The sequence below is a fragment of the Sphingobacterium sp. LRF_L2 genome (assembly GCF_965644235.1).
GTDB lineage: Bacteria > Bacteroidota > Bacteroidia > Sphingobacteriales > Sphingobacteriaceae > Sphingobacterium.
Window position 1 is genome coordinate 136,478 of the sequence record NZ_CBFFRI010000009.1, and the last position, 26,106, is coordinate 162,583.

General features: G+C 39.5%; 24 protein-coding genes. 6 read left to right on the forward strand and 18 right to left on the reverse strand.

Going from position 1 to position 26,106, the window contains the following annotated elements:
- Positions 1 to 82 precede the first annotated feature (82 nt).
- The 4 genes from ACSZOX_RS18120 to ACSZOX_RS18135 are packed head-to-tail and all read right to left on the reverse strand — an operon-like array spanning position 83 to position 4,264.
- Positions 83 to 622 (reverse strand): adenine phosphoribosyltransferase, encoded by a 540-nt coding sequence (locus tag ACSZOX_RS18120; protein ID WP_437921597.1) that lies wholly within the window; start codon positions 620 to 622, stop codon positions 83 to 85.
- Positions 615 to 1,523 carry a helix-hairpin-helix domain-containing protein gene (locus ACSZOX_RS18125; RefSeq protein ID WP_437921598.1) on the reverse strand — a complete coding sequence of 303 codons (909 nt, stop codon included), beginning with the start codon at positions 1,521 to 1,523 and terminating at the stop codon, positions 615 to 617. The genes ACSZOX_RS18120 and ACSZOX_RS18125 overlap by 8 nt, the downstream gene beginning before the upstream one ends.
- Positions 1,524 to 1,536: 13 nt before the next feature.
- Positions 1,537 to 2,859, reverse strand: a complete 1,323-nt coding sequence (locus ACSZOX_RS18130) for an efflux RND transporter periplasmic adaptor subunit (RefSeq protein WP_437921599.1) — start codon at positions 2,857 to 2,859, stop codon at positions 1,537 to 1,539.
- A 19-nt stretch (positions 2,860 to 2,878) separates the two neighbouring features.
- On the reverse strand, positions 2,879 to 4,264 hold the full coding sequence (locus ACSZOX_RS18135; RefSeq protein ID WP_437921600.1) for a TolC family protein: 1,386 nt from the start codon (positions 4,262 to 4,264) through the stop codon (positions 2,879 to 2,881).
- A 58-nt stretch (positions 4,265 to 4,322) separates the two neighbouring features.
- Here ACSZOX_RS18135 and ACSZOX_RS18140 point away from each other — a divergent pair, with 58 nt between their 5' ends.
- Complete coding sequence (locus ACSZOX_RS18140; RefSeq protein ID WP_437921601.1) at positions 4,323 to 4,931, forward strand: polysaccharide deacetylase family protein; 609 nt, start codon at positions 4,323 to 4,325, stop codon at positions 4,929 to 4,931.
- 19 nt (positions 4,932 to 4,950) lie between these two features.
- Here the strand turns inward: ACSZOX_RS18140 and ACSZOX_RS18145 are convergent, their stop codons facing one another.
- From ACSZOX_RS18145 to ACSZOX_RS18160, 4 genes are read right to left on the reverse strand one after another with little or no spacing between them, the layout of a single operon-like run.
- A complete protein-coding gene (locus tag ACSZOX_RS18145; protein ID WP_437921602.1) occupies positions 4,951 to 5,754 on the reverse strand; it encodes a DUF4249 domain-containing protein in 804 nt (267 codons plus the stop codon).
- Positions 5,755 to 5,759: 5 nt separating this feature from the next.
- Positions 5,760 to 8,075, reverse strand: a complete 2,316-nt coding sequence (locus ACSZOX_RS18150; protein WP_437921603.1) for a TonB-dependent receptor — start codon at positions 8,073 to 8,075, stop codon at positions 5,760 to 5,762.
- Positions 8,076 to 8,092: 17 nt separating this feature from the next.
- Complete coding sequence (locus tag ACSZOX_RS18155) at positions 8,093 to 8,902, reverse strand: alpha/beta hydrolase (protein WP_437921604.1); 810 nt, start codon at positions 8,900 to 8,902, stop codon at positions 8,093 to 8,095.
- Positions 8,903 to 8,923: 21 nt separating this feature from the next.
- Positions 8,924 to 9,802 carry a hypothetical protein gene (locus ACSZOX_RS18160; protein ID WP_437921605.1) on the reverse strand — a complete coding sequence of 293 codons (879 nt, stop codon included), beginning with the start codon at positions 9,800 to 9,802 and terminating at the stop codon, positions 8,924 to 8,926.
- Between the two features lie 163 nt (positions 9,803 to 9,965).
- Here ACSZOX_RS18160 and ACSZOX_RS18165 point away from each other — a divergent pair, with 163 nt between their 5' ends.
- Positions 9,966 to 10,136 carry a hypothetical protein gene (locus ACSZOX_RS18165; protein WP_437921606.1) on the forward strand — a complete coding sequence of 57 codons (171 nt, stop codon included), beginning with the start codon at positions 9,966 to 9,968 and terminating at the stop codon, positions 10,134 to 10,136.
- A gap of 47 nt (positions 10,137 to 10,183) precedes the next feature.
- Here ACSZOX_RS18165 and ACSZOX_RS18170 read toward each other — a convergent pair whose 3' ends face one another.
- Together ACSZOX_RS18170 and ACSZOX_RS18175 are read right to left on the reverse strand one after the other, a co-directional pair.
- Positions 10,184 to 10,825, reverse strand: coding sequence for a hypothetical protein (locus ACSZOX_RS18170; protein WP_437921607.1), 642 nt, complete (start codon positions 10,823 to 10,825; stop codon positions 10,184 to 10,186).
- 163 nt (positions 10,826 to 10,988) lie between these two features.
- Entirely contained in the window at positions 10,989 to 13,910 is a 2,922-nt protein-coding gene (locus ACSZOX_RS18175; protein ID WP_437921608.1) for an FAD-binding and (Fe-S)-binding domain-containing protein, read from the reverse strand.
- Positions 13,911 to 14,147: 237 nt separating this feature from the next.
- On the opposite strand from ACSZOX_RS18175, the gene ACSZOX_RS18180 reads away from it, so the two are divergent.
- The 4 genes from ACSZOX_RS18180 (at position 14,148) to ACSZOX_RS18195 (ending at position 18,002) form a co-directional block, all read left to right on the forward strand.
- The gene (locus ACSZOX_RS18180) at positions 14,148 to 14,627 is read left to right on the forward strand and encodes an Lrp/AsnC family transcriptional regulator (RefSeq protein ID WP_437921609.1); all 480 of its coding nucleotides are present in this window, start codon (positions 14,148 to 14,150) and stop codon (positions 14,625 to 14,627) included.
- A 5-nt stretch (positions 14,628 to 14,632) separates the two neighbouring features.
- Positions 14,633 to 15,742, forward strand: coding sequence for a DMT family transporter (locus ACSZOX_RS18185; protein ID WP_437921610.1), 1,110 nt, complete (start codon positions 14,633 to 14,635; stop codon positions 15,740 to 15,742).
- Positions 15,743 to 16,093: 351 nt separating this feature from the next.
- Complete coding sequence (locus ACSZOX_RS18190) at positions 16,094 to 16,777, forward strand: DUF4397 domain-containing protein (RefSeq protein WP_437921611.1); 684 nt, start codon at positions 16,094 to 16,096, stop codon at positions 16,775 to 16,777.
- Between the two features lie 259 nt (positions 16,778 to 17,036).
- Positions 17,037 to 18,002 carry a helix-turn-helix domain-containing protein gene (locus ACSZOX_RS18195; protein WP_437921612.1) on the forward strand — a complete coding sequence of 322 codons (966 nt, stop codon included), beginning with the start codon at positions 17,037 to 17,039 and terminating at the stop codon, positions 18,000 to 18,002.
- 67 nt (positions 18,003 to 18,069) lie between these two features.
- Here the strand turns inward: ACSZOX_RS18195 and ACSZOX_RS18200 are convergent, their stop codons facing one another.
- The 8 genes from ACSZOX_RS18200 to ACSZOX_RS18235 form a co-directional block, all read right to left on the reverse strand.
- Entirely contained in the window at positions 18,070 to 18,615 is a 546-nt protein-coding gene (locus tag ACSZOX_RS18200; protein ID WP_437921613.1) for a GNAT family N-acetyltransferase, read from the reverse strand.
- Positions 18,616 to 18,745: 130 nt separating this feature from the next.
- Positions 18,746 to 19,471, reverse strand: a complete 726-nt coding sequence (locus ACSZOX_RS18205) for a CPCC family cysteine-rich protein (protein WP_437921614.1) — start codon at positions 19,469 to 19,471, stop codon at positions 18,746 to 18,748.
- A gap of 117 nt (positions 19,472 to 19,588) precedes the next feature.
- Entirely contained in the window at positions 19,589 to 20,767 is a 1,179-nt protein-coding gene (locus ACSZOX_RS18210; RefSeq protein WP_437921615.1) for a hypothetical protein, read from the reverse strand.
- 154 nt (positions 20,768 to 20,921) lie between these two features.
- A complete protein-coding gene (locus tag ACSZOX_RS18215) occupies positions 20,922 to 21,791 on the reverse strand; it encodes a hypothetical protein (RefSeq protein WP_437921616.1) in 870 nt (289 codons plus the stop codon).
- A 171-nt stretch (positions 21,792 to 21,962) separates the two neighbouring features.
- Positions 21,963 to 22,916, reverse strand: a complete 954-nt coding sequence (locus ACSZOX_RS18220; protein ID WP_437921617.1) for a hypothetical protein — start codon at positions 22,914 to 22,916, stop codon at positions 21,963 to 21,965.
- A gap of 176 nt (positions 22,917 to 23,092) precedes the next feature.
- Complete coding sequence (locus ACSZOX_RS18225) at positions 23,093 to 23,818, reverse strand: hypothetical protein (protein WP_437921618.1); 726 nt, start codon at positions 23,816 to 23,818, stop codon at positions 23,093 to 23,095.
- Between the two features lie 284 nt (positions 23,819 to 24,102).
- Positions 24,103 to 24,570, reverse strand: coding sequence for a hypothetical protein (locus tag ACSZOX_RS18230; RefSeq protein WP_437921619.1), 468 nt, complete (start codon positions 24,568 to 24,570; stop codon positions 24,103 to 24,105).
- A gap of 263 nt (positions 24,571 to 24,833) precedes the next feature.
- The gene (locus ACSZOX_RS18235) at positions 24,834 to 25,298 is read right to left on the reverse strand and encodes a hypothetical protein (protein ID WP_437921620.1); all 465 of its coding nucleotides are present in this window, start codon (positions 25,296 to 25,298) and stop codon (positions 24,834 to 24,836) included.
- Positions 25,299 to 26,106 lie beyond the last annotated feature (808 nt).

A 26,106-nucleotide genomic window follows, 5' to 3' on the forward strand; every position in this document is an offset into this window, starting at 1 on the left:
TAACATGCCAAATTTGTGAAATGGATCACAGGTTATCAGCATTCAATATATGTGCTGACACCTGTGATCCATTTTATACGTTCTATTCTTGATAACCTGCGAGGGAAATGATATTCTCGCTGAATCTTGTCAGACGTCCCCCACTGTGCAGAAAATCCAAACTGATGATAAATGCATACCCCATCACCTGCCCCCCTAATTTCTCAATCAACTTGGAAGCAGCAACGACCGTTCCTCCAGTAGCCAAAAGATCATCATGAATAAGCACTTTACTTCCTGCAGGAAAGGCATCCTCATGCACCTCAATAGTTGCCTGGCCATATTCCAGTTTATACGACTCGGAAATGGTTTTAAAAGGTAACTTTCCTTGCTTGCGGATTGGTACAAAAGGAATATTCAATTTGTTGGCCAACATCATTCCAAAAAGAAACCCACGACTTTCCACGCCAGCAATAACATCAATCTCCTGCCCTTGCAGACGCTCTACAAATTCATCGACCACAGCATTGCATAGTCCCTGATCCTTCAGAATCGGTGTAATATCTTTAAAAACAATCCCCGGTTGTGGGAAATCGGGAATATCCCGAATGATAGATTTTAAACGTTCTTCTACGTTACTCATACCTATTAAAATTCAAATATGGTTCAATTTTACGCAAAAAATCGCTATCCAAGGTATAAATTGTCGAAAGATCGTCCAACGTTTGAAAAGCCCCATGTTGTTCACGGTAACGAACGATTAACAGTGCTATTTTGCGGGAAATGTAGGGATGTTTCGCTAATTCCTCCACGGACAGCTCATTAATAGCGAGCTTTTGCACAGGCTCACCCGTAAACCGCAAATGTGTTTTAATCTGTAAAAAGACCTCATCAGAAATACCGTAAACCTCGCGAATTTGGTCTACACTGTAAAAACCACCCAAATTGTCTCTGAATTTCACAATACGGGAAGCCAAAACAGAACCGATGCCCTGCAGTGCTTTATAACGGCTCGTATCAGCCAAATTGATGTTAACCTCCAAAAAGGCAGGTTTACTTTCCCTTTCGAATTTTTCAAACGATTTTTTGCCGACAGCAGGCAAAATTGCTATCGTATCAAAGCGCAGATAAGGGGCAATCCGTTTAAATTCCGCTGCCGATATAGAATACATCTTCTCGACATCCTTCGGCGAGTAGAAGCGCCCACCTTTCGCTTCATAATTCTTTATCACACGAATCTGCTTATCTGAGAATCCCAAATCGCGCCAGCGCTCCACAGGCAAATTATTGGGGTTAAAAGGAAACTCTCGTCGTTCGACTGCAGCAGTACCTTTCAACGCTGCAACAGCATTCGGGTAATCGGTTTCCGTAGGACGATCTATATTGTTTTCTGACCAGGAAAGTTGCGCAGGCACAGCATTATGCCGGATAAAAAAACGGTAAATAGAAGGGACAATAGCAACTACACTCATTAAAATCAACGAAAATAAGAACCCCTTGCGTTCATTTTCTGTCATTTCAAAAAACAGCGCTATCCTTTTCATCGTTGTCGTTTTTTTACTTCAATTCACTCGCATTTACTTTTTTCACGCGAGTACCATCCTGAAGAATTTTCGAAATCGCATTGAACGGACGCGACACTACCTCTTCTCCTTTTTTCAAACCCGTTTTCACAATAATATTACTATCATCCTGAATACCCGTTGTCACCTCCACCATCTTTACCGTATTCTCCTGAAGCACAAATACATACTCCTTCACATCCGCGTCTCTTGTCGTTGTAGAATCACCCTTATCCTCGTTATTACGAACTGTTACAGCTTGAATCGGCACGATAAGCCCCTGATCAGATTTTGTATGAATCTGTACCGTAGCCGAAAGTCCTGGTCTAAATGGAGAAGAATGAGCAGGCGCATCCGCCAACAAATCTTCATAAGAAGACACCTCGATACGCACCTTTACATTGAAATTTGTTACCTGTTCAGCGGTCGTAGAAGCAGTACTTGTCGAACCCGTTGCCGTAGAGGAACTCGAAATTTCGGTAACAGTTCCTTTAAACTTCCGCCCTTGGAAAGCATCCACCTCAATAACAGCCTCATTTCCAACCTTCACCCGATTAATATCATTTTCGTTCACCTCGACATTTACCTCCATCGTAGACATATTGGCAATACGCATAATTTCTGTTCCAGCCATTTGAGCAGTACCGACCACACGTTCACCAAGTTCGACCGACAACAACGAGATAACACCATCAGACGGTGCATAAATGGTTGTTCTAGCCAAACTATTTCCCGCCTCCTGCAATTGCGCTTGCGACTGGCTCACCCCAAATCGCGAAGCAACCACCTGCTGCCGTTGCGATTCCAAGCTCGCACGAGCACCTTCATAATCCGCACGCGCCTTGTCCATTTCCGAGGCAGAAATAACACGCTTGTCGAAAAGCTCCTGACTTCTATTGAATATAGCTTCGATATTGACAAAATTAGCTTCCTGCTGCTTCAACATTTGTTGAGACACACGGAGATTAGCCTCTTGTTGGCTTACCATGGCAGCCACCTGATCATAACTTGATTGAAGCAAATCAGGTTTGACACGGCAAAGCACTTGTCCTTTTTTTACAATATCCCCCTCCCGAACATTCAGTTCTATAATCTCGCCAGAGACCTCAGAACTGAGCTTTACCTCAAACTCGGGTTGCACCTTTCCGCTGGCAGAAACAAGCTCCGATATCGTCTTCTCTTGCACCACATCCACAGCAACCTTCTGCTCCCCCCCATCGCCAAACCAGCCCAGTTTACTTCCTACCACCACGATAATCAAGATTAAAACCGAAGCTATAACCAGTATCTTTGGAAGTCTATTTTTCTTCTTTGCCATGAATGCCTTATTTTATGAATTAATAATTTTCGAAATCTATCGTATTACCCAAGTAATAATCTATGATCCTGCTTTTAAAGATGGTCTCATACTTTGCACGTATCATATCAAATTCAGCTTTGTTCATATTCGTTTGCGCAGTAAACATTTCCATTGCATTGGCCATACCCACCTCATACCTTTCTTTAATTACATTAAAAGCAACTTGGCTACTGTTAAATGACACACGAGACGATATATATTGTTTGTTCGCTGCTTTCAGATCCAAAACAGCTTGGATTACAATCTTTTCCAGGTTACGTTGTGCCAATACAGATTCTGTTTCGGCCATCTGCTGGTTAATTTTAGCTTTCGCTATACTCACTTTCGTCCTTTGCTTATCGTAAATAGGCACACTAAGCGAGAGACCAATATTAAACGATCTATTTTCATTAAACTGATCTCCAAACGTCTTCTTCCGCAACTCAACATTCAGAGGGTCATCATCAACCGCCACCCGTTCAAAATTCTGTGAAGAGTATCCTGTCCCATAGCTGGTAGTAAGCGATAACGTTGGCAAGTACCCCCCTTTTGCAGTCTTGATGTTTTGCGCGGCCAAATCCTTTTTTTGCTCCGCCTGTGTGATCTGTGGCTGTACGGCAAGTGCCTTATTGTAGATTTCGCGCAAATCCGTAGAAATAGCCTCCACAACAACCTCATCAACCTGCGGACGCACCAATTCCATTTCTGTTTCCTGAGGGATTTCCATCAGCTGTTTCAAATTCAACATAGACAAACCAAGCGCATTCTCGGTCGTAATCACGCTCACCTCGTCCAATGCCACCTGGTTTTCCGATTGAGACAGATCCGCTAACGTTTTATTTCCAACAGCATATTGAATACTGTCCAAGCGTAATTGTTCTTTAGACAGGCTCACCTGCTGTATTGCAGCCTCGTGTAGTTCGCCGTTCGTCACCGCTTCCAAATAGGTGGTAATCACACTCAAAATCAAGTCATTTTTGACACGTTCCACTTCCGATTTATCAATCGATAATTGAATCTTATTTGCCTTTATTTGATTGATTTTTTGAAACCCCTGAAAAAGAGCCACATTAGAAGATAAACCACCTTGAAGCGAATTCGTCCACAAATTGCGATATACCTGTCCCGCTATCTGGTCAAAGCTATAGCCATAGTTAAAACTCGATGAAGTCTGCAAACTCAAATCAGGCAATCGATCTGCTTTAGACAATTTCAGATCTTGCTCACTTAGATCATACCCAAACTGCGCCTGACGGATCTGCAAATTGCGTTCTAAAGTTGTCTTAACCGCCTCTTCTAAAGTCACCTGTGCAAAAGAATGCAACGTACTTGCTCCTAAAAGAATAAGCGATAAGCATAAAGAAAGAAATAATTTTCTTATCATTTCGTAATTTAAGAATAAATGATTCCTAAATTTGAGATAAAAATCTGAGAATATCAATATGTATTTCGTTAACGCGCCTTTTTTTTTACGGTGGATGTATCCCAAAGTCTTATTTAACAAGTCTCGGAAAGAAAAAAAAGTATACCTGACTTTCGACGATGGTCCTATTCCGGAGGTAACACCATTTGTACTGGAGACTTTGGCCCAACATCAAATTAAAGCCACTTTTTTTTGCGTCGGCGAAAATATACAGAAACATCCATCTATCTTTGAACGCATACTAAAGGAGGGACATCAGGTGGGAAACCACACCTACAATCATTTAAAAGGCTGGGAGACCGACGATATCACCTACCTGGAAAATGTAGAGAAATGTCAAGAGCTCACAAAGACGAACTTATTTCGCCCCCCTTATGCCCGCGCAAAAAAATCACAGCTACGCCAATTACACCATCAATATGAAGTCGTTTTTTGGGATGTTCTCTCCGGCGATTTTGACACCGAACTTAGCCCAGAAAAATGTTATCAAAATGTTGTACGACATACCAAAAATGGCGCTATAATCGTATTCCACGACAACATCAAAGCAACCGCAAGGCTAACGTATGCACTTCCGAAAGCAATAATCTACTTGAAGCAACAAGGATACAGCTTCGACGTACTTTAAAATAAGCCAACTAAAGCGCTTAAGGCTCCAACGCAGGCACACTTTCCTCCACACGAAGCATAAATTCCTGAACAGTAGCTACCGAAAAATAACCTAAGGCATTATTAGATATATTCGATGTCGGATTACCCGGTGCCGCTGTTCCAGGATTAGTAGATTGGTACTCATTCCAATAATCAAAGACAGGCTTGTCCACACAATATCTTCTCACCAGCACTTCATCCCCAACAACCAAATCCGTATCGAGATCCGAAATCTGATGCGTCACATATAAGCCATCATTAAACTTATCACTTAATGCAGAAGCAAAACGAAAATTACCACCATTAATGGAGATATCGTATCTATAATAATTAGACACTTCAGCCGGATCATTAAATTTAAAAGTCGCGAAATAATACGTTTCGTCGAAAATATTTTCCTCCATTATACCGATCGAATCCACCTCCACATATTCAGGCATCGTAGAAATCGCCTCAAAATGCTCATCATCAATATCCACATTCAATGTATAGGTATCATTAATTGTTGGCCTAAAATTTCGATTCACATAATAACCATTTTCATCATAAGAAAACCTATACGAGCGGCCTCTACCGTCTATTACAACAACCGTTGCTCCCTCAACAGGTAAAGAATTTACCGCCTCCGTGAACGCCACGGTCTTGGAAACCCGGATACGCTGTTCATTATCAAAATCAGACAATTGTGCCTCGATAACATAGCGCGGGTCAGCCTCATTCAAATCGACATCAATAACTTCTTCGCAAGACACAAAGAGAAGAAAGAATAAAAAAACAAAACTATAGTGATGAACTTTCATGCGGATTAAAACTTAAAATTCCAGGTTACAGAAGGAATGATTCCAAAAAGAGCCACTTGATAGGCTTCGGTTATATTGGAGTTACCTTCTTTTTCTCTAAAGTCGATAATATAAGCGTTTCGACGATTATACGCATTGTAAACCCCAAACGTCCAGCTCGAATTAAAACGCTTGTTTTTTTGTACAGGTTCATAAGTCGCTGACAAATCCAAGCGATGGTAATTCGGCATTCTGTAGCCGTTACGCTCCGTATAATAAAACATCGACTGACCACCGACCTCATATTTTCCACTTGGGAATGTCACAGCATTTCCTGTGTGAAAAGTGAAGGTACTTCCCAGCGTCCAACTCTTTGACAAAGCATACATCGCCACAATAGACAAATCATGTGTTCTATCCTGACGCGCTCTAAACCAATCGCCATTATTTATCCCATCAAATTTTCGTTCACTCTTGGCCAATGTATAACTAATCCAACCACTTAATTTTCCTTCATTTTTGCGCAGATACCACTCCAATCCATAAGCGCGGCCGATCCCAAAAAGCAATTCTCCCTCCAAGTAACGGTTTGCTTGTAAATCGGCGCCATTCCGAAAATCAATTTGATTCCCCATGTATTTGTAGTACGTTTCTACAGAGAACTCATAACTATTATCAAAAAAGTTTCTAAAATAGCCCACGGCGACTTGATCTGCAATCTGTGGCTTTATATTTATACTACTCACCATGTATTGATCCGTAGGCAAACTCGAGGTCGTATTAGTGAGCTGGTGCAGGTTCTGTACAATACGGTTGTAAGATGCTTTCACACTACTTTTTTCGTTGAGTAGGTAACTAGCAGAAAAACGAGGTTCGATATTCAAATAGTGTTTTACAATTTGGGAACCATAATATTGTTCACCGATAGCCTCCCCTTCATCATCAAAATCGTAAAAAGTACCCGGTCCCATCACCATAAAATCGTTCAAGCGCAACCCATAAATCAAAGATAGACGATCAGACGGTTTCCATTCATGCGAAACATACGCGGATACGTCAAACCCCTGTCTACTATCCAACGAGATGGAATTTACACTCGTGCTTTCCGATGCCTCTAAGCTAGCCGGATGTATAGCCTGATGCAAGGCATTCCAGCCGAAGCGGACGGTACTATTAGGCCCTGCATAATAGGAAAAGTCCTGCTTTGCATTCCAGTTTCTAATTTTTGAAGCAATAGTGAAATCCGTATCATCGCTATTAACGGCAACATTATAGGTAAAATCACTATATATCAACGAGGTATTACTAAACAATTTCTCGTTAAAAATATGGTTCCATCGTACAGTCGCAGTCGTATTCCCCCAATCAAAACTAAACAGGTCCGAATAACCGAGATCATCCTTCCCGAAATAGCCCGAAATATAAAGCGTATTCCGATCGTCCAACTTGTAGTTCAACTTGGCGTTGAGATCATAAAAATACAGCTTGCTTTTATTGATGTCTTCATCTTTCGACACTTTCAAAAACATATCTGCATATGTACGTCGTCCACTGATCATAAAAGAGCTCTTATCTTTGACGATAGGTGCCTCCACCTTTAAGCGAGAGGCGATTAAACCAATACCTCCCTCCGCCGAAAATCTTTTTTGATTTCCATCCATCATGGCAATATCCAATACAGAAGATATACGACCTCCAAATTGTGAGGGAATGCCCCCCTTGTAGAGCTCCACATCCTTTATTGCATCAGAATTAAATGTAGAGAAGAATCCCAACAAATGCGATGCATTATACACTGTAGCTTCATCAAGTAGAATGAGGTTCTGGTCCGAACCACCACCACGCACATAGAAATTCGAGCTCCCCTCCCCTCCACTCTGTACCCCTGGTAAAAGTTGGATTGTTTTCAACAAATCCTTTTCGCCAAAAACAACAGGTACATTCTTAATTTCCTCCATGCTGAAATTCATCGCGCCCATTTGAGCGTCACGTACATTATTATCCTTTTTTTTCGCCGAAACAACCACCTCATCGAGTAAGTTATCCAGTGGTGTGAGCTCTGCGTTCAAACGTTTATTGGAAGATAAATCGACTTCTTCCACTCGGCTCTGAAAACCGACATAACTCAGTTGTACCCGATATTTACCAGCAGGCAAAGACAAAGAATAAAACCCATAAGCATTGGTACTCGTCGAAGGCCCTCCATTTTCTACGGCGACAACAGCACCGATCAATGTCTCTCCAGATTGGGAGTCGCGCAATACGCCACTCAATACAACTTGTTGCGCTAAAGCTGGGACAGCAAACAGCACAACAATAAAAGCAAAAACAATTCTTAACATCCGATCAATCTATTGGTCTATTTGGTGGAAAATTTAGATTGAAAACATTGGTTAAAGAACTCCATTTGATAAGCGATGGAGCGCGACCAATAATTCCAATCGTGTCGCCCCGGCATAGTCAAATAATGATGAGGTATATTTAGATACGTCAGCTTTTCATGTAATTTATTATTGACCTCGTAAAAAAAATCGCCTGTTCCACAATCTATAAACAACTGCAAAGCGCCAGGCTGCACCAAATGCGTCAACTCCATAACGGTATGCTCGTTCCATTTCTGCGGATTCTCACTGTAGGCCCCCAAGCGTTTCTTCATTCCCCAATTATCAGGAAAAGGACGAATATCCACCCCTCCAGCCGTACTGCCGGCAAAGGCAAACAAATCCTGGTGTTTAAATGCCAGATAAAGCGCACCATGCCCACCCATGCTGAGCCCTGTGATTGCCCGATTTGCACGGGTAGATCCAACTTGGAAACGTTTTTCAATAAAAGGCAACAGTTCCTTCGTTATGAAACTCTCATATTGATAATTCGCATCTTCCGTATCCCAATACCAACTATCAAATCCACCATCCGGGCATACGACCAAATAGCCAAAACGATCAACAAGCTCTTTGATCTGTGGCGCACTTGTTACCCAATTGGAATAATTTCCAGAGTGACCATGCAATAAATAAAGCGTAGATGATGCTTTACCCTTCTCTGGCGAAATCGCAACCACTTTCACATCTTTATTCATCTTCTTACTGAAAACAGCAATTGTATCAACTTGAGCGGCATAAACTTGAGAGAGGAAACAAAAAAACACAAGCAATAATGGATACTTCATAGCAAAATGTATATTCTTTTTTTAAAGTTTTGACTGTATGTGATAGCGATAAAGATAAGCATCTAAACCTAAAGGACGTTCGCTTACCGTATAAAAAAAAGTATTTTTTTCATCGAAACAGATCGCCTCCCCCTGGGGTTCGGGGGTGTATACAACCGTCTCTGGTTTAGCCCCTAACGTTTCCGCGATGGACTTCCCTGCATTGCGTCGCCATAAAAAAACCTGTGCAAGGTTTTTTATTAAAATAGTGCTGCCATCCCGCGAAATATCAGCTGCTGTGATAAAAGTCAACGGTAAATGAAGCGACGGTTTCAACACAAAATGCCGATCTTTCGTATCCGCGCTGAGATCTATGGGATAAATACCAACCTGGAAATCACGTTTCGAAATCAAATAGGCCTTCAAATCAAGCGGGTCTACAAAAATAGCTTCCGCATCACGCGCTTTATCCTCGTATTGCATGTTTATCCTTTTAATATTCTTCTTGGGAATGTGATAGATAAATTGATCCGATGTCCAATCAGGCTCCTCAAAAACATAAAGCTGGATATCTTTGCGTTTGCCCTGATTATCCCCAATATCGGCGACCAGCAAATAAGATTTACCATCTTTTTGAAAAGTAGCGATATCTTCCGCATCCACAAGATGCGTTCCTTCCAAATAATAAATCCCTTTTAACTGCGCCTTTGCATCTATCAAAAAAATACGGGCACTATCCCCGCTATCATTATGCGTCCAAAACATATCGGACTGTTTAGACGATTTTATCAGGCCCGATAGCTCGTTCAGTCGGCTATCCTTTAATTTACCCAGCGTCACTCTTTCTGTGGCTATTTCCTGTCCCAGCACCAATAGCACACAAACAGTCAAACCAACAATTACAAACAAACGATTGATCATATTTTACTAAATATCATTTTTGCTTTACCGAAAAATCACAACATTTCACCGACAAAATACGGCCTCCAGCCTAATCCAACTGTGGCGACGCTCCGGGAGCATCTATCTTTGAATAACGCAAAATCAAAAGAATAAAATCTTTTCACGTCCATCTACAAACATCATGCAAAAAATAGTCATCTCCTTGCTCACCAGCTTCGCTTTTTACTTATCATCTACGCTAATCCCCTCACCGGATAGTACGAAGGTACATCAAAGCGACAATAAGACGCAAAAAAAAGAAACCATCGCTGCAAAGCAAGCGACAGTTTCTCTCAGTCGGTCTGAAAATTAGGTCATACAACCTACATTTCAAGACGATATAAAATTGAGTAATACGCCCTATTTCCCTTCAAAGGCAGCGATAAGACGTGGGTACTGCGTACTATCTTTGGATTTAAATTCGACCAGGCGTTTATATAAATCTAGTACCAAAAAGGCCTCTGCCTCTGCACCAACTCCATTACCAAAAAAGAGTTTAAAGCTATAGGTACCATTTTTAGTCAGGTCAATCTCCGTTTTACTCGAGAAGAAAACCAGTGGCTGCAAAGTCGTATCCGTCATCTTATCCGAGCCAGACTGCTTGTACAAACCACGCAAAGCCTGTAAGAAACTATCGGACTCTTTACCAAGCGATGTAAATTTAACCGCTCCTTTCGTAAATCCAGCATCGTTATCTGGCGTTCCATCAACCGTGATTCCTGGCGGAACGTTCTTCAGCACTTCCAGTTTCAAGCCAATCGTATCCTGATCACGCAACGATTTTACCGTATAGACAGCCGAAGAGTCCGTTTGTTCCGTATCCACAATAGACAGAAATACCGATGGATTTTCCGCTTTGGCATCTAAGACATATTGCTCCAACTTTCTATCTGCTGCCGATTCTTTTTGATCTTTATTCTCCGTATTAGCGCCATTTCCACAGCTAGCTAGTAGACCGGCAACGGTAATGCACATAGCGCCTTTTAAAAATATTTTCTTCATATGTTTTTTTATTTATGCGTGTTAGATTTCATTGGAATACATGAGCTCATTTCACTCGTAAAAACTTGACTATTTCAACGATATATTCTTAATACTTTTCTTGGTTCAATAATTATCAATGGATTTATTTCCGCTTGAATAACAAAAGATCGTAAAAAATGTTTTACTTCAACAATGCATCATACAATATTTCTACCGGATGGTAAGAAGCACGCTGCGCTCCATCCTTAATCTGGTGACGGCAAGAAGTACCAGCCGCTGCTATCAGTGTTTTTTCATCCGTAGCACGTACAGCAGGCAACAACACCAATTCAGCAACCTGCATAGACACAGCGTAATGTTCTTTCTCATAACCAAAAGATCCGGCCATACCACAACATCCCGAAGGAATCACCTCTACCGAATAGTTCGTAGGAAAAGAAAGCAATTTCTCTGTATATCCTACCAAATGAAAAGCCTTTTGATAACAATGACCATGTAGTTTGATTCGTTGTTCAGCTGCTGTAAATTGTTCCCGATGGATTCGACCAGCCTCCATCTCACGAACAAGAAATTCATCAATCATCATCGTGTTACGGGCTAAGTTTTGTGCTTGAGCCCTCTTCGATTCTTCCACCAAGTCGATATATTCATCCCGAAAAGTCAAAATTGCAGACGGTTCTATTCCCAAGAGCGGGCTATCCCCCGTAACCACATCGGACAACATGCTTACATTCTTATTGGCAATCTTTTTCGCTTCTTTCACAAACCCTTTAGACAAATAAGTCCGGCCGCTTTCTACATGCCGGGGCACAATCACTTCATACCCCAGTGCTGATAGCAATTTGAAAGCCGTTATACCAATGGCCGTATCATTATATTCAGTAAACTCATCACTAAAGAGGTATACCTTACGTTGTTGAACAGGCTGTTGCTGCCCCCGTATATATTTTGAAAGCGTAGGATAATGCACAGTAGGTAATGAACGATCTGCCGCAAACCCGACAATGGATTTAACGGTATTCGCCAATAACTTTGTATTGACAACCATATTATAAAGTGGTGCCACGTAAGCCCCTAGCTGTTGACTTTTTGTAAAATTAGCGATCAACGTTGATCGAAACGAAGCACCATGTTCATCGTAATAATGCTGAAGAAACTCGGCCTTCATCTTAGCCACATCTACGCTCGAGGGGCACTCACTCTTACAAGCCTTACAACTTAGACACAAGTCCATCACCTCCTTAATCTCCTCATGATCAAACCGATTTTTTTTCGTAGAGTTGGTCAAAAATTGCCTTAGCATATTAGCTCGCGCCCGGGTAGTATCCTTTTCATTTCGCGTTGCCATAAAGGAAGGACACATTGTTCCACCGGTCATTTCTGTTTTCCTACAGTCACCAGAACCCGAACATTTTTCAGCGAGACGCAGAATACTTTCGTCTTTTGTAAAATCAAAATACGTACGAATAGCTTTTCCATCCGCCAATTGATCGTAGCGCAACGCCGTATCCATAGGTGGTGTATCGACAATTTTATGGGCATTAAATACGCCTTTTGGATCAAAAATAGCCTTCGTTTGTTGCAGAAGCTTATAAACATCTTCGCCAAGCACCTTCCCAATAAATTCACCACGCAAACGACCGTCGCCATGCTCCCCACTCAAAGAGCCGTTGTATTTTAACACCAAATCAGTCGTCCGTTCTAAAATTTGGCGAAACTTCCTTTTTCCGTCGGCAGTCTTCAAATTGACAAAAGGCTCAATATGCAATTCACCTGCACCAGCATGCGCATAATAAGAAGCATGCACCCCCTCCTCGCGCAACAGCTGCTGCACATCCGCAACGTATGCCGGTAAGTCTTCTGGAGAAACAGCACAATCCTCAATCAAATTGACAGGCTGTTCATCCCCCGGAAGATTCCGTATCAATCCCAAACCCGCTTTGCGCACGTCCCAAACTAGGTTTGTTTCCCGGGTTCCTGTTACGAAGGGATAAGCATATCCCAAGCCCTTACGCTGCAATTCATCCGCCAAAGCTTGCGCCTTCACCTGCAAGGTCGAAGCATCTGCAGCCCTAAACTCCACAATAAGCAACGCTTGCGGATCACCCACAATAAAGAATCGATTATGTTGATAAGTAGGATGTCCAACGGTGAAATCTAGAATGTATTTATCCACCAATTCCGATGCCTCCGGATGGTGCTGCAAAGCAACTATATTGCCCTGCATGCAGGAAATCATATCATCAAAATGCACACACAGCAATCCTATCTCTTTTTCCGGCAGCGGCATAAGTTTCAATTTCGCTTCGGTTACAATACCGATCGTACCTTCCGAGCCAGCAAGCAATTGACACAGATTGAATGGCGTTGATGTGTCGACCATAAAATCCAATGCGTAGCCTGTATTTCTTCGAGTCAATGATTTTTTAGGATACCCATGATGGATTGCGGTCACGTGTGCAGGGGCTGTCAATAAATTAGAAAAAGCCCTATAAATAGCCCCCTCTCGCGAATCAGAAGACAACTTTTTGAACAACTGCTGTTCATCCAATGGCTCGAAGACCACTTCAGAAGCATCATCCAGCAGGACATTTGCCTGGAGCAGATTCTGACGTGTATCTCCCCATACAATAGAGTGCAACCCCGAAGAATTGTTCCCAATCATCCCACCGACCATGGCGCGACTCGCAGTAGAAGTTTCCGGTCCGAACATCAAACCAAAGGATTTTAAGTAATGATTCAAATCATCTCGAATGACCCCAGGCTGCACGCGCACCCAACGTTCTTTTTCATTCACCTCCAGAATCTTGTTAAAATGCAGAGAAACATCAACAACAATCCCCTTTCCAACGACCTGCCCCGCCAATGAGGTCCCCGCTGTTCGAGGAATAAGTGTGATACCTTCCTGCTGAGCGAAGCCAATCAACGCTTGCAGATCCTCCTTGCTTTTCGGAACAGCTACAGCCAAAGGAAGCTCCTGATAAACAGAAGCATCGGTCGCGTAGGCAAAACGCATGGTTTGATGCAAGGACTCTTCCGCCTTAAAAAACAAATCACCCTGTAAAATCGAAGAAAGTTGGTTTAATTTATCTGCTATGTGCACGGTTTTATGTAGTTTTATAACACAAATCTAGTTATTTAGGCCAGTATTTCCCGCATTGCAAAGCGTTTTATTTAAAAAATACCACATAAAAACGCACAAATATGCAAAAGAACAATCTACAAAACAGAACCCTTCAAAAGAACTAAAATTTCACAAAAACAAATAAACAGAGAATTATGTTCATTTTTATTTATTAAATTTTGAACATAATTCTTTTATAATTATCTTTGCAGCACTATGGCAAAACTTGAATACAATTTAGATCAGATCGACTATCAGATATTGCGGATTATGCAAGATAATGCGCGTACGAACAATGCGGACATCGCACGCGAATTAGGCATGGCGCCTTCGGCAATATTAGAGCGCGTAAAAAAACTGGAACAGAAAGAGGTTATCTTACAATATAATGCCAAGATAAATCCAAATGCTCTTGATCAAAAATTGCTTTCATTTATTTTCATCAAAGCACAGGATATTATCGGCGAACAAAAAGTTGGTTTTATGTTGGCCGAAATTCCCGAAGTGCAGGAAGTACACGATATCGCAGGTGACGACGGTTATCTGATCAAGGTCCGCACCAGCGACGCCGCAGGTCTGGTAGATTTGATGCGGAACTCCTTAGGAAAGATTGAAGGCATTATCTCTACCCGTACCACCATCGTTTTGGAAACAGTAAAAGAAGAACAAAAGTTGGTTATTCCAACAAAGAAATAACAATTATGACAAAAGTGTCTAAAGCAAATCCTGCGATTACAGGAATAATTTTCGCTTACCTCGTTGTATATATCGTTTGGGGATCCACTTTCTTTTTCATCGAGAAGGCGTTGCGGAGCTTTAGTCCTTTTGTTTTAGGCTCTATCCGTTTCTTTATAGCAGGTTCTTTACTGATGAGCTTCTGTTGGTTACGCGGCTACAAGCTCTATATTAAATCTGTCGTAAAAGATGCGCTATTTATTGGATTTCTACTCCTATTTGTAGATATGGCTGCCATCATATGGTCGGAACAATATATATCCAGTGCGATTGTCACCATCTTATCATCTGCAGCAGCTATTTGGTTTATTGTATTTGACAAACCCAAGTGGAAACAAAACTTTTCAAGTTTCCCTATTGTACTGGGACTGTTGTCGGGTTTTGTCGGTGTATTTCTGCTCTTCGCAGAGCAGCTTTTCACACAAGAAGAGGCTGGCTCAGATCAAAAAATGAAAGTAATAGCGATGGCTGTACTCCTATTGGGCACTGTAGGATGGACGATAGGATCGCTGATATCGAAATACAGCAAAGAAAAGCGGGATAAGAATAATGGTGAGAACGAAGAGCAGGAAGATCTACATGTCATGGTCAAAACAGCGTGGCAGATGGTTTCTGCCGGTGTTTCTTTTACATTGGTTGCGCTTATCAATGGCGAATATGCCCGTTTCGATATAGGCAACGTCTTACTAGTCGACTGGGGAGCAATGCTATATCTGGCTACTATGGGCTCCATACTGGCGTTCGGTAGTTATATCTGGCTGCTGCAACATCGCCCCGCAACGGAAGTCAGCACCTACGCTTATGTCAACCCAATCGTTGCCATGGCTTTAGCACATTTTTTCACCAATCACCAAGTGACCTCACTTCAAGTTATTGGACTACTTGTTGTTTTATGCAGTGTTCTCCTTATGAACTGGAACTTGTATAAAGACAATAAAAAATTTAAGGTATACAAGCGTGCCAAACGTATTAAGAAACTCCGTGATATGGCTCCCAAAAGCAGTATCCCCAGAATTATCGAGGTGTTTAATTTTAATTCTAAGCACGAAAAAAAAGAGCCCCACTCCCAACTGTAAGTCGAAACAATAATTCTCCTAATAGACAACCTAATAGGAGTCCTAAAAACATACAGAGTAAGATTTTAAGCCCAAAGGGGAAAGCATGAAATTTCATTAGCAACATTCTCATTCACTGCAAATATCGACTATAACAACAGTTTTGAGAAATAGTATTTCTTTTGAATTAAATATTGTAGTTCATACACTACAGCTGCCTGAGATTTAAAAATATTTTCCTTTAAAAAGCCTGTTCTAACCATAAAAAGAGCATGCTTTTGTCTATTATTCATTATCATCTTGAAAGTTTTTTTTAAACATTGTAGCAAAACCTGAAACCGTTACGTACTATTTGGAAAAGACTAACAACGCATGAAAAAGTTATCTATATCATTTTTACTTTGCCTCGTTACAGGCATATTTACGTTCACTAGTTGTTTAAAAGATGACGACTCGACAATCCTGCCTATGGGGTATATGACATTTATCAACTCCTACCCGGATGCCAGCAGCATATACTACAGCACCGACCGAGGGACCATTCCATTACCTTACAAATCGTTTTCTCCAGCCACAATGCTCATCGGAAACCGTAACATCGCGGTGTATGCCTATGGCACGAACAAAGCGATCCTCGATACAACGGTCACTATTAAAGATAGCATGGCCTATTCTTCTTTCATATTCGGTACAGAAGCCGCTCCTCGGTTTGCGATGACACAAGATAAGAGCATCGAAAACTTAGGGATGAATAGTGGATTCCGCTTTCTTAATCTAGCAAACGATTCGGAAGAAATTAATCTCATCATTGGTAGCGAGACCACTGCCACATTTACCAACCGCGCCACAGAAACCGGAGCAACCGCTGTTGCCCACCAAGAATTTGTAGCGAAAAGCAGTGGAAATATGACGTTAAAAATTACCGATGCTGACGGTACAACATTAGCCACGCGAGAAAGCTACAGTTTCCGCCAAGGTTATTATTATACCATTATGTTGAGCGGTAAAAAAGACGACACTGAGAACCCATTGTATATCGGTATTGTCGCACACTAATCTTAGCAAGAGCTTAATGTCATAAGACATTTTTATTTTCACTATCTATTAAAACGGAGCAATTTTAGTTAAAATGTGCTCCGTTTTCATTTTTGACTTTTATTGGTCCATCTGCCAAGGCCTCATAACGCCTCCCACCGCAGCATAAATGTCCATTTCCTGAATTGGGCTACTGTCGGGATCAATTATTATCTATAAGGAAATACAATAACGAGCTAAAATTTGTATCTTAAGGTCGTATCGATTCATAAACTTTTTAATGGCTTCAAACAATATCTTCAAATTATGGCAGGAGACTGCGGCCGCAAGACCGATTCCTAAAGATATCGTTAGAAGCATGCATTTTTCGGTATTGCCACAAGCAACCCGATCAATGACCGGAGAGAAATTACATGCGCTTTATTACGAATTGCAAGATTTCGTTCTTTATGAATGCAAAGGCAGCACCGAATCGCTTATCGACTTGCACTTACCTTTTTTCAATACAGCCATATTATGGCTAGGTATCCAATTGCAGGGAAACTCCACGCTCCCCCACGGTGGCATCAATGAATCGGGCACTTTTACCGCATTTATCCTTCCCGAAGAAGACAGTTGTCTAACCCTAACTGCCGAAAAACAGTGGCTCCTATTTATTGGAGTCAAAGGAGCAGCACAGCAGCAACTCCTAGCAGAAATTGCCCCTCTTCGGGCGCGAATAGAACAACAAGTTCGTGATTATAGAACGGTGCGTCTGTCTTATCGGGAACGCCAACTATTAGATAACCTCCGTAAACTATCTTTCGGTCCTTTTTCTTCGCTTCACCATATCGGCCAACTCGCGTTGAAGCTCTATAGCAATTATGTTGATCTGTACCAACAGCAAAGCGAACAAATCAAGGAGGAAGCACAGATTCAACTGTATCACGCAGCCATGGCCTATATACGTAAGCACTTTATGGAAAAGAATCTAACCGCAGAACGTATTGCCGAAGCACTAAACTGCTCCACCCGCAGCTTGCATCGCGTATTCGAAGGTCGATCAGCATCCATCAACGTAACCATCCTGACCTTACGCATCTACAAAGGAAGAGAACTGTTAGCACAACATCCTGAACATACCATTGATCAAATAGCGAGAGAGCTCCATTTTTACGATGTAAGTCATTTTAGCTCAAATTACAAGAAACACTTTCATCAGACACCGCGTGAAGAACGTAAGAAAATTATAAATCGGAAACTCTAACGTATTGGATCATCTTCGAACAAAGCCGTCCAGCCCGACTATTTCCAATACGATGTTAGCTGTCTTTTTATTTCTGTTCAATTTTATATAATACACAAGTTTTAAGTCGGTCGTTGTTTGTCAATAGAGAATGTTCAAATTCATATTGTTTTTTCATTCCGACTTTTGTCATAATGTGTTCCGATTTTGTGTTAATTTTCGGTGCAATTGAATATACATCTTCAAGTTTCAATTCACTGAAAGCATATTCAAGGCATTTTTTTGCACCCTCTGTAGCAAAACCTTTATTCCATTCGCAGCTCTTTATTCTCCAACCAATGTCAATACAAGGTGTAAAATCCGCTTTATAAGTTTGCTCAGAAAGTCCAATAAACCCAATGAATTCATTATCTTCAAGTTTATCAACTGCGAAATAGCAAAAACCTTTGTCTTCAAATTGATTTTTCATTCGTTCAACAAATTCTGTTGTCTGTTCTTTTGTCGGAATACTTGGGAAAAATTCCATTACTTTTTCGTCAGAGTTTATTTCGTGCATTTTGTCAATGTCGGTAGGATTCCAATTTCTAAATCCAAGTCGGTCTGATGTAAATATGTAATTCTTCTTGTCGTTCATTTTTACGGTCTGTATTTCAAAATAACAGTTAACGGTTTTCCGCTTGACGAAGGCGGGGTTTGTAGCAAAAAAGTTTAATCGAAGCTGTCCAGTCACACTTTTGGCAACACCTTGTTATGTGCTGTTATTTTTAATCATATGGTTTCCAATTCTTATCTTTTGGTTCTTCTATACTCGCAGCTCTTACATTTCGCTTCATATCCAAATCACAAGCTCCAAATTTCAAAAAGTTTTTTTGCGCTTGCTTTAATGAAGTTAGATTTGCTCCACCTTCATAACTTGGGTCGTCGAGTTGAACTGGGTCGTCTTCCCAAAAGCAAACTGGGCAAATGCCGTAAGTTCCATTTGGTTTTTCAGTAAAGGTTTTATGTCCACAACAAGGACAAGCAAATTTTGAGTTAACTGTCAAGATTAATAACGCCTTTTCTAATGCTTCTTTATCAAACCCGATTGATGGTCTTGTCGTAACCCAACGTTCTTTTATATAGTCTGGTAAAGCGTTTATGGATTGATCATCATCAATGATGACATAATTTTCTTCTTCTTTGTTTTCAACCCATTCCTTAATTTCAGTTCCTCTATCAAGCAATTGACTTAATTCTGTTTTGTTGTTTATTTTTGATATTGTTTCAAAATTCACCCCCCTTAATCTAAAAATTGCTTTCCATTTTTCTTCATCATAATTTATTCTATGAGTTGTTGTCAAAATGACTGAAGCGTTTGTCCTTTTGAGAAGGATTGATAAGTTTTCAAGTGCTTTTTCATTCAGTTTCATAAATCCGTCAGAAAGTATCTCTACCCGTCGCCAAGTAGGTGTCGTTTCTAAAACTCCGTCTATGTCTAAAAGTATTGTCATTCAGTTTTTTTCAGTCTTTATGATAGCACATAACGTTTTGGGGCTTTGCAGTCGTGGTGCAATCGAAGCATTTCAGCCACACTTTTGGCACTACCATGTTATCCGGTCATTGTTTTTTCATTCTGTTACCTCAAACCAAGGAATATCAAATCGTCCCTTCATAAAGTAAATATTCACTTTATCGTTTTGATCGAGTTTATTGTATAAATCTTTTGTAACTGAAACTTCGTCAATTTCCTTTTGTAGTCCCCAAGGTGTCAACTCTAAATAGTAGGTGGTCGATTTACCTGAGCTTATTCGCTTGTTTAATACTGTTGCATTAAATATTTCAGGTTCTGATTTGTCGTATATGCAATTTAAAGTTACTACCGCACCATAACCATAGCCGAACATAAAGACTGAAAAACCAAGAATGGTCAAATAGTCCTTCGCCTTATTAAACTTAAATTCTTTATTTCGAATGGTCAATAATGCAATATAGGTCAAGGTAATTAATATAGAAGGTGTCCAAACGTTAGAATAGTCAAAAATATTATAGTCTAATAATCCCCTTAAACTAAGGCCCATACTGGTTGCAAATATTGCCCAAAAAATTGTCGGATAGGCAGTGTCTTTTCTCTCGTCAATTCTGATAAGTCCATTGAAATACTTCAATACAATTACACAAATAACTGGAAACGTTACTGATGCAATAATTGCGTATTCATAAGGATTAGCTAAAAATAAAGTCCAAGCTCCAATTACTCCACCTGTCCAATTTAAAATTTTAGCGGTCTTTTGTGCTTTTATTAGTTTCTCTTCTCTTTGCTCTGTCGTCCACCCAAGCTCTTCATTATTTAATATCTCTTCCTTTTCTTTATTAGCTTGTATAATATCAAGGTCTGAATAGTGTTCTGATAACCATTCTTCAATTTCATTTACCTTTCCAACATATGTGCTGACTTTAATTTTCTTTTTCTGCTCGTTATTTGATTCTATGAATATATACTTGTCTGTTATCCTGTATCCTTTGATTTCATTAAACATTAGCTGTCTATTTGAAAAAGTACTGATCGCATAAATTTTGTCACTATCAATAACGAATTTTCCCTTAACCGTGTCTAAAAGTCCTACTATCATTAACGCAATCATCCCTAATGAGATTGGAATCAGAAACCAAAATACATTAGGATTCATATCATCTTTCATTGATGGAACAAAAGGCATTATTAAAATCCAGCAAAATAGTGCAATTAATAATGGAGCACCGATGTATATAAAAATTGCCCATCCTTTTGATATTTTATATTCTTTCATATTGTAAAATTATTTGTCAGTTTGTTTGCTAGGGTATCCATTCGGTAAAATGCTGCATAACGTTTTCGGAGCTTGCCGAAGGCGGAAATTTTTAACAAAAAAGTTCAATAGAAGCTTTTCAACCCCGCTTTTGGCAAAGCCTTGTTACCAGCAGTTATTTTTCCCATTTTTTGTAAAATCCTGCTTTAATATATTCTTTGTCCCGTTCGTTTACAGGTTTACCTTTATGTTCGGCAAATATCTCGTAAGCGTCTTCAACTGTATTAATGCCAATATCAAAGCAAGCCCGTCCCCACTTGTAAAGAGCAACACTTTGTTTTGTCGTAAACACTCCTGCTTTTATTTGAACTCCGTCATATTCTTTCCCTTTGATTTCCGTAAAAAAGTCAAGTTTGCCACCTTCCTTGGTTTCGTTAAGTACGAAGGAATTAATTTCATTCTTTGAGGGTACCATTACGTCTGACGGCTTCTTTTTATCTAATTTCTCTTTTTTGATTAGGACAGAAACAGCCTGTTCAATTTCTTGGCTTGAAATGATTTTAAATTCTTTGCCGTTAAATTTCAAATTTCCGTTGTCAATAGTTGCTGTCGTGTCATATTTTTCTTTAATGATTTCGTTGGCTCTATTTTCTGTAATGTCGCCAATAAGGTTGCAAGTGAAAGTCGATTGTTGATTTGTTCGCATTTCAATCGTCATAAATTGTCGTTTAGGGTCGTTCTGCAACATAACCAAAACAACCATTTTGCTTTCCTTTGTCAATATAAAAAAGTCCGAAGGAAGATTGACTGCCGCTTTTTCAACTTGGTCTAATGTTGGATTGTCAGAAACGAACACCGAAGATTGTTTGTTCTCAATGTTGTTTTTAAGTGTGTAATAATTAGAGATAAGCAAAAAATCGTCAAACGATTTTTCGGTAGTAGAAACAGAATTGAACACGGGATTTCCGTTTTTGTCCGTTTGCCCAAATGTCTGTCCAAATCCTAATGTAAGGATTGTCAAAATAATGATTGTGACTTTATTCATTGTCGTTAATAATTGCTTGTGACGTTTTGGAGCTTTGCGTTCGGGCGGGTTTCGGAGCACAAAGTTTTAATTTATTACTAAAGTTCATTAGAAGCACACAGCTCCGAGTTTGAACGTCAGCCCGCCTGACGCAACCGCAGTGCAGCACCGAAGGTAAATCCTTGTTAACAGTTATTCTTTCGTTTCGCATCGTTTCTCTATTACGTCTAAAAGCCTGTCCTGAAAGTCTTTTAAAATGATGTCGCCCCAGAATTTACCGTAAAAGTTAATTGTTGAAGTCAATTGATAATTCGATGAAAGTTTCAGTTTTACTTGTCCGTTTTCAAGAGGTGCAAGTTCATATGTTGCGTCAACAAACGTGAAGTAATTGCCATTCAAAACGTGCTGGTCAAAAACATTTGGTCTCACAGATTTCGGGTCAACTGTTATGTCGAAGGAAACGATTTTGTTTGGTTCATATTTAGTGATAGTTTCAATAAACTTAAGCCCGCCTTCAAAATTTCCGATACGTTGTCCGCCACTTTCTTTTCCGTCAACAGTCGCACTAATTGGTTTTGGAATACCGATATCATTGAAGAATCCAGCATCGTATTCATTTTCTCGAATAGTCTTGACTTCAACAATATTATTCCAAATCGTTTCGGGTGTTGCTGAAATAATTACTTCACTTTCAATGTTAAAAGTCACTGAGGGACTTTTAATATATTCTTCAATGGGAGCAAATAGGAAAGGAATGAGAACAAGAGTTAAGAGTTTCCCTTTATTTTTTTCCTCGTTAATTTGAATCAGCCGGTAAATAAATGCTCCGATCGTTCCAAGTATAAAAAACGGCCCGGCAAGAATAAGCAAGCAAATAAACTCTTCTATTCCGATTAAAAACATCGTCAAAAAGAAAGTAGCAACTGTCAGCCAGGGAATAAAAATTATGTTCTTGTAGGATTTGAGTTGGTCGTTGTTTGCAAACATAAGAGGAACAATACCTAAAATTGTCGGAATAATGAACAAATAAGTTATTGAAGCCAAAGTTGCTTTTTCACCAAAGACAAAACGTGTCACAAGTCCGTAAACGATGCCGAGTAAAATTCCAATAATTAGTAGTCCGTATTTCTGCCGTAGTCGTGTCATTCTATAATAGCTCTGGTAACGTTTTGCCGCTTTGTGTTCGGGCGGGTTTCGGAGCAAAAAGTTTTAATTTATTAATAAAGTTCATTAGAAGCACAAAACTCCAAGTTTGAACGTCAGCCCGCCTGACGCAACCACAGCGCAGCACCGAAGGTAAATCCTTGTTATGTCCTATGCTTCTACTCCGATTGATTTTTAACTCGTCCTGTTTTAAATATTTTCAATGCTGTTTCTTGTTGTTTGCTTGTCAAGTTAAATGTCGCCATAGATAAAGCCAAATAGCCATTAATTGATTCATTGAAACCATTCATATCTCGAATATAAATTCCTGTTGTACCTTTTCGTGGGTCTTTTGACCACACAATTTTCCTGTATTGGTAGTCTACAGTATCAATACTATAATTCGTTTGTTTGATTTCGTCTGGAATATAAATAGCAATATCGAACTCGGTTTGGTCGTGTTTGCATTTTGCAACATAGTCACAACCTTTTCCAATTGTGCTGTCTTGAATTGTCGCGGGTCGAATACTCATTATATCAACCTTTGGTGTATTTCTCTGATCGTATGTTATTCCTTCTTTCATAAAACGATACGACAATTCATTTCTCCAAAAGCCATTGTCTAAATATTCTTGTGCAGTTGGTTCAAAGTCACTAGAATAATAACCAAAGTCAAAACCGAAGCACATACTGTCACCTTTTATCATCCCGACATAAGAGTCTATACCTTTCTCAGGAACTAATTCGAAGTCGGCAGGAAAGTCAAAAAGGTAGTAACCAACTTCAATAGTTTTCCATTTTCCGTCAGATTTTTTTTCCGTATGTCCGCAACCAAATAGAAGTATCGTTACTAAAATTGTCAGTAGTCGTTTCGTTTGTTGGTTCGTCGCTATAGCATAGCACATAACATATTTTTTAGCGAAGCTAAAATACAAAATATTTGGCCAATATGTCTCTATAGACGCACTTCGCCTTACAGAAAAAAAAACAACATAACCAACTATACTTTAACAGGTTGACACAATATTAAACAACATAAAGCGACACCATTGCTATGAATAAATTGTTATCTCTATATGAGATAATGAAACTATTCTGAAAACATTTGACAAAAGTTGACTACGCAAAGATAGCTGCAACAGAAAAGTTCAACATAAAGAGTCTCTACTTTCAAATTGCAGCTCTATTTTTAGGCTTCTCCGTTAACGCGAAGATCATAAAGTATCCCTTCATCAACATTAATTTTGATGTTCCAATAACGGCTACATCCATCCAAGACAGTTTCAATATCTTCAGAGAGCCTCTTTCTATCTGCGCCCGATTTCCAGACAAAGTTTACCCAAAGAACCTTATCACCGTTTTCATTGATGACTCCAATATACTGCCTAACATATTTTTTGAGATTCTTATGAATAACCGGACACCCCTTATTACCCTGATTAATCGATGGGGTATTTACCGATTTAAGGTTTTCTTTTAACAGTCTTTCTGCAGCATTGATATCTTTTTCATCAGGACGATAACTCTGTCCTTTAACATCTATAAGCACAAAATGGTCAATCGAAAAGATATACCCCTCAAACCCCTTACCTTTTATAAAATAGGATGCAGAGGAAAAGAAGTTTGCCAGAAAAAGCACGGATAATAATATTTTCATAACATACTGTTTAGACCTGATAGTTTATTGGACGTCCATTAACATCAAGGAGCTTACAAATTAAAAATTGCTTTTTAAATCTGCCTAAGGTAAAGACAGCAACTCCTGTTACAATTCCACATTTCACTTGCGACATTATTGATTATATCCGCTTTGATGACTACAAAGCTTTCCCTTTTCTACATCTCCATACTAAATATACTTCTCATATTCCTTTACTTGATAGATCACACGTAAAGTCATAGCCTAATATACGTAACTGATTATTTTTGAACTTTCCGAAACTTATAAACTCCTAAATCAATAGGCTTAGAATCAAGACCTTTCAGCAAAAATAACTGAATAGAATCTACCAATTTAGCAACGTGCAGATCATAAACTCCATTGCCCGAGCCGGCACGACTTCCAACAGTATCTATGATATACCAAAAATCTGTACTGTCTCTCCCACTAACTTTTTCATTTAATGATGCGACCAGATTTATACTTCCTAATAACTCCCTGTATTTCTTCCCATTTTTGATAGAGTTTTTCCAAGACTTCTCTAGCCATACTTCTTTTATAAAATCATTACCATCATCATCGACTGGACTACCAACAGACAACAATAAATCATACTGTCTGGATTCAGATATTGTCTTCGACATCTGCGGATTGACCGTATTAGTCTCCAGATCACAACTCACAAGTGTAAAAAGGATAAATAATCTTATGGTTTTATTTATCATTACTTCTAAAATATATTAGTCGATGTTCCTGCTGTTCTCCCTCACTTACTGAAATATAATTCATAGCTTTTGATTACAGATGCCGTTATCGGCAAGTATACAACAAATTACAACCACATATTCCTGTTTTTTGCCGATAACGGCATGATTAAGGATTTAATTTCATATGTAAATTATCTGTTTTTTAAAGGTCATATGGAATGGCCGGGTTATTTTCATTCGTGTTTGTGTGAAGCATTCGTGGACATTTCCTATGTAAATACGTTTTGGGAAGGCTGGGAAAACATAACGATACAGAAGGTAGTATTTCTCATCCTCCATTGTATCGTATACTTCCCCCAGATTTAGAGGTAATACTTTCTCTTGCCGATTTTATCTTTAGAAGTTTATTGAAGAATATCGGGTTATAATTTCGATTTTTTTGCCTCTTATGCCCTCTTCCAAATATTTGAAGAAAAGCCCATTTCTGGTAAAATTATTAATAATAACCCAAGAAATAAGTTAGAAAAAAAGTTATGGTTCATGTTTAGTTTAATTAGAAGAATTTTATCGAATGAATTTCGTTTATTTATTTTCTAAATATATAGCTTTCCCATTATTTTCAATAATAACGTTCATCCAAAAATGTAGATTACCTTTTTTTAATACACCTGAATGAAGAAGTAGGTATATTGGTAATATTTGATATGGACAATTAAAATCCACTTGGCTGTATGACACGGTTTACTTTGGATGATGTTATTAAGGTGTAGTTTTTACTATTATCAAAAATCCAATATTTTTATCATCATCCGCCATTGAGCCAAAC

Bases quoted from the DNA above. Each gene is read 5' to 3' on its own strand.
- ACSZOX_RS18185 (WP_437921610.1), top strand. From the start codon at position 14,633: ATGACAAAAGTGTCTAAAGCAAATCCTGCGATTACAGGAATAATTTTC.
- ACSZOX_RS18215 (WP_437921616.1), bottom strand. From the start codon at position 21,791: ATGAATAAAGTCACAATCATTATTTTGACAATCCTTACATTAGGATTT.
- ACSZOX_RS18200 (WP_437921613.1), bottom strand. From the start codon at position 18,615: ATGAACGACAAGAAGAATTACATATTTACATCAGACCGACTTGGATTT.
- ACSZOX_RS18205 (WP_437921614.1), bottom strand. From the start codon at position 19,471: ATGACAATACTTTTAGACATAGACGGAGTTTTAGAAACGACACCTACT.
- ACSZOX_RS18140 (WP_437921601.1), top strand. From the start codon at position 4,323: ATGTATTTCGTTAACGCGCCTTTTTTTTTACGGTGGATGTATCCCAAA.
- ACSZOX_RS18220 (WP_437921617.1), bottom strand. From the start codon at position 22,916: ATGACACGACTACGGCAGAAATACGGACTACTAATTATTGGAATTTTA.
- ACSZOX_RS18210 (WP_437921615.1), bottom strand. From the start codon at position 20,767: ATGAAAGAATATAAAATATCAAAAGGATGGGCAATTTTTATATACATC.
- ACSZOX_RS18160 (WP_437921605.1), bottom strand. From the start codon at position 9,802: ATGATCAATCGTTTGTTTGTAATTGTTGGTTTGACTGTTTGTGTGCTA.
- ACSZOX_RS18230 (WP_437921619.1), bottom strand. From the start codon at position 24,570: ATGAAAATATTATTATCCGTGCTTTTTCTGGCAAACTTCTTTTCCTCT.
- ACSZOX_RS18180 (WP_437921609.1), top strand. From the start codon at position 14,148: ATGGCAAAACTTGAATACAATTTAGATCAGATCGACTATCAGATATTG.
- ACSZOX_RS18135 (WP_437921600.1), bottom strand. From the start codon at position 4,264: ATGATAAGAAAATTATTTCTTTCTTTATGCTTATCGCTTATTCTTTTA.
- ACSZOX_RS18130 (WP_437921599.1), bottom strand. From the start codon at position 2,859: ATGGCAAAGAAGAAAAATAGACTTCCAAAGATACTGGTTATAGCTTCG.
- ACSZOX_RS18190 (WP_437921611.1), top strand. From the start codon at position 16,094: ATGAAAAAGTTATCTATATCATTTTTACTTTGCCTCGTTACAGGCATA.
- ACSZOX_RS18170 (WP_437921607.1), bottom strand. From the start codon at position 10,825: ATGAAGAAAATATTTTTAAAAGGCGCTATGTGCATTACCGTTGCCGGT.
- ACSZOX_RS18235 (WP_437921620.1), bottom strand. From the start codon at position 25,298: ATGATAAATAAAACCATAAGATTATTTATCCTTTTTACACTTGTGAGT.
- ACSZOX_RS18120 (WP_437921597.1), bottom strand. From the start codon at position 622: ATGAGTAACGTAGAAGAACGTTTAAAATCTATCATTCGGGATATTCCC.
- ACSZOX_RS18225 (WP_437921618.1), bottom strand. From the start codon at position 23,818: ATGTGCTATGCTATAGCGACGAACCAACAAACGAAACGACTACTGACA.
- ACSZOX_RS18150 (WP_437921603.1), bottom strand. From the start codon at position 8,075: ATGTTAAGAATTGTTTTTGCTTTTATTGTTGTGCTGTTTGCTGTCCCA.
- ACSZOX_RS18145 (WP_437921602.1), bottom strand. From the start codon at position 5,754: ATGAAAGTTCATCACTATAGTTTTGTTTTTTTATTCTTTCTTCTCTTT.
- ACSZOX_RS18125 (WP_437921598.1), bottom strand. From the start codon at position 1,523: ATGAAAAGGATAGCGCTGTTTTTTGAAATGACAGAAAATGAACGCAAG.
- ACSZOX_RS18195 (WP_437921612.1), top strand. From the start codon at position 17,037: ATGGCTTCAAACAATATCTTCAAATTATGGCAGGAGACTGCGGCCGCA.
- ACSZOX_RS18155 (WP_437921604.1), bottom strand. From the start codon at position 8,902: ATGAAGTATCCATTATTGCTTGTGTTTTTTTGTTTCCTCTCTCAAGTT.
- ACSZOX_RS18165 (WP_437921606.1), top strand. From the start codon at position 9,966: ATGCAAAAAATAGTCATCTCCTTGCTCACCAGCTTCGCTTTTTACTTA.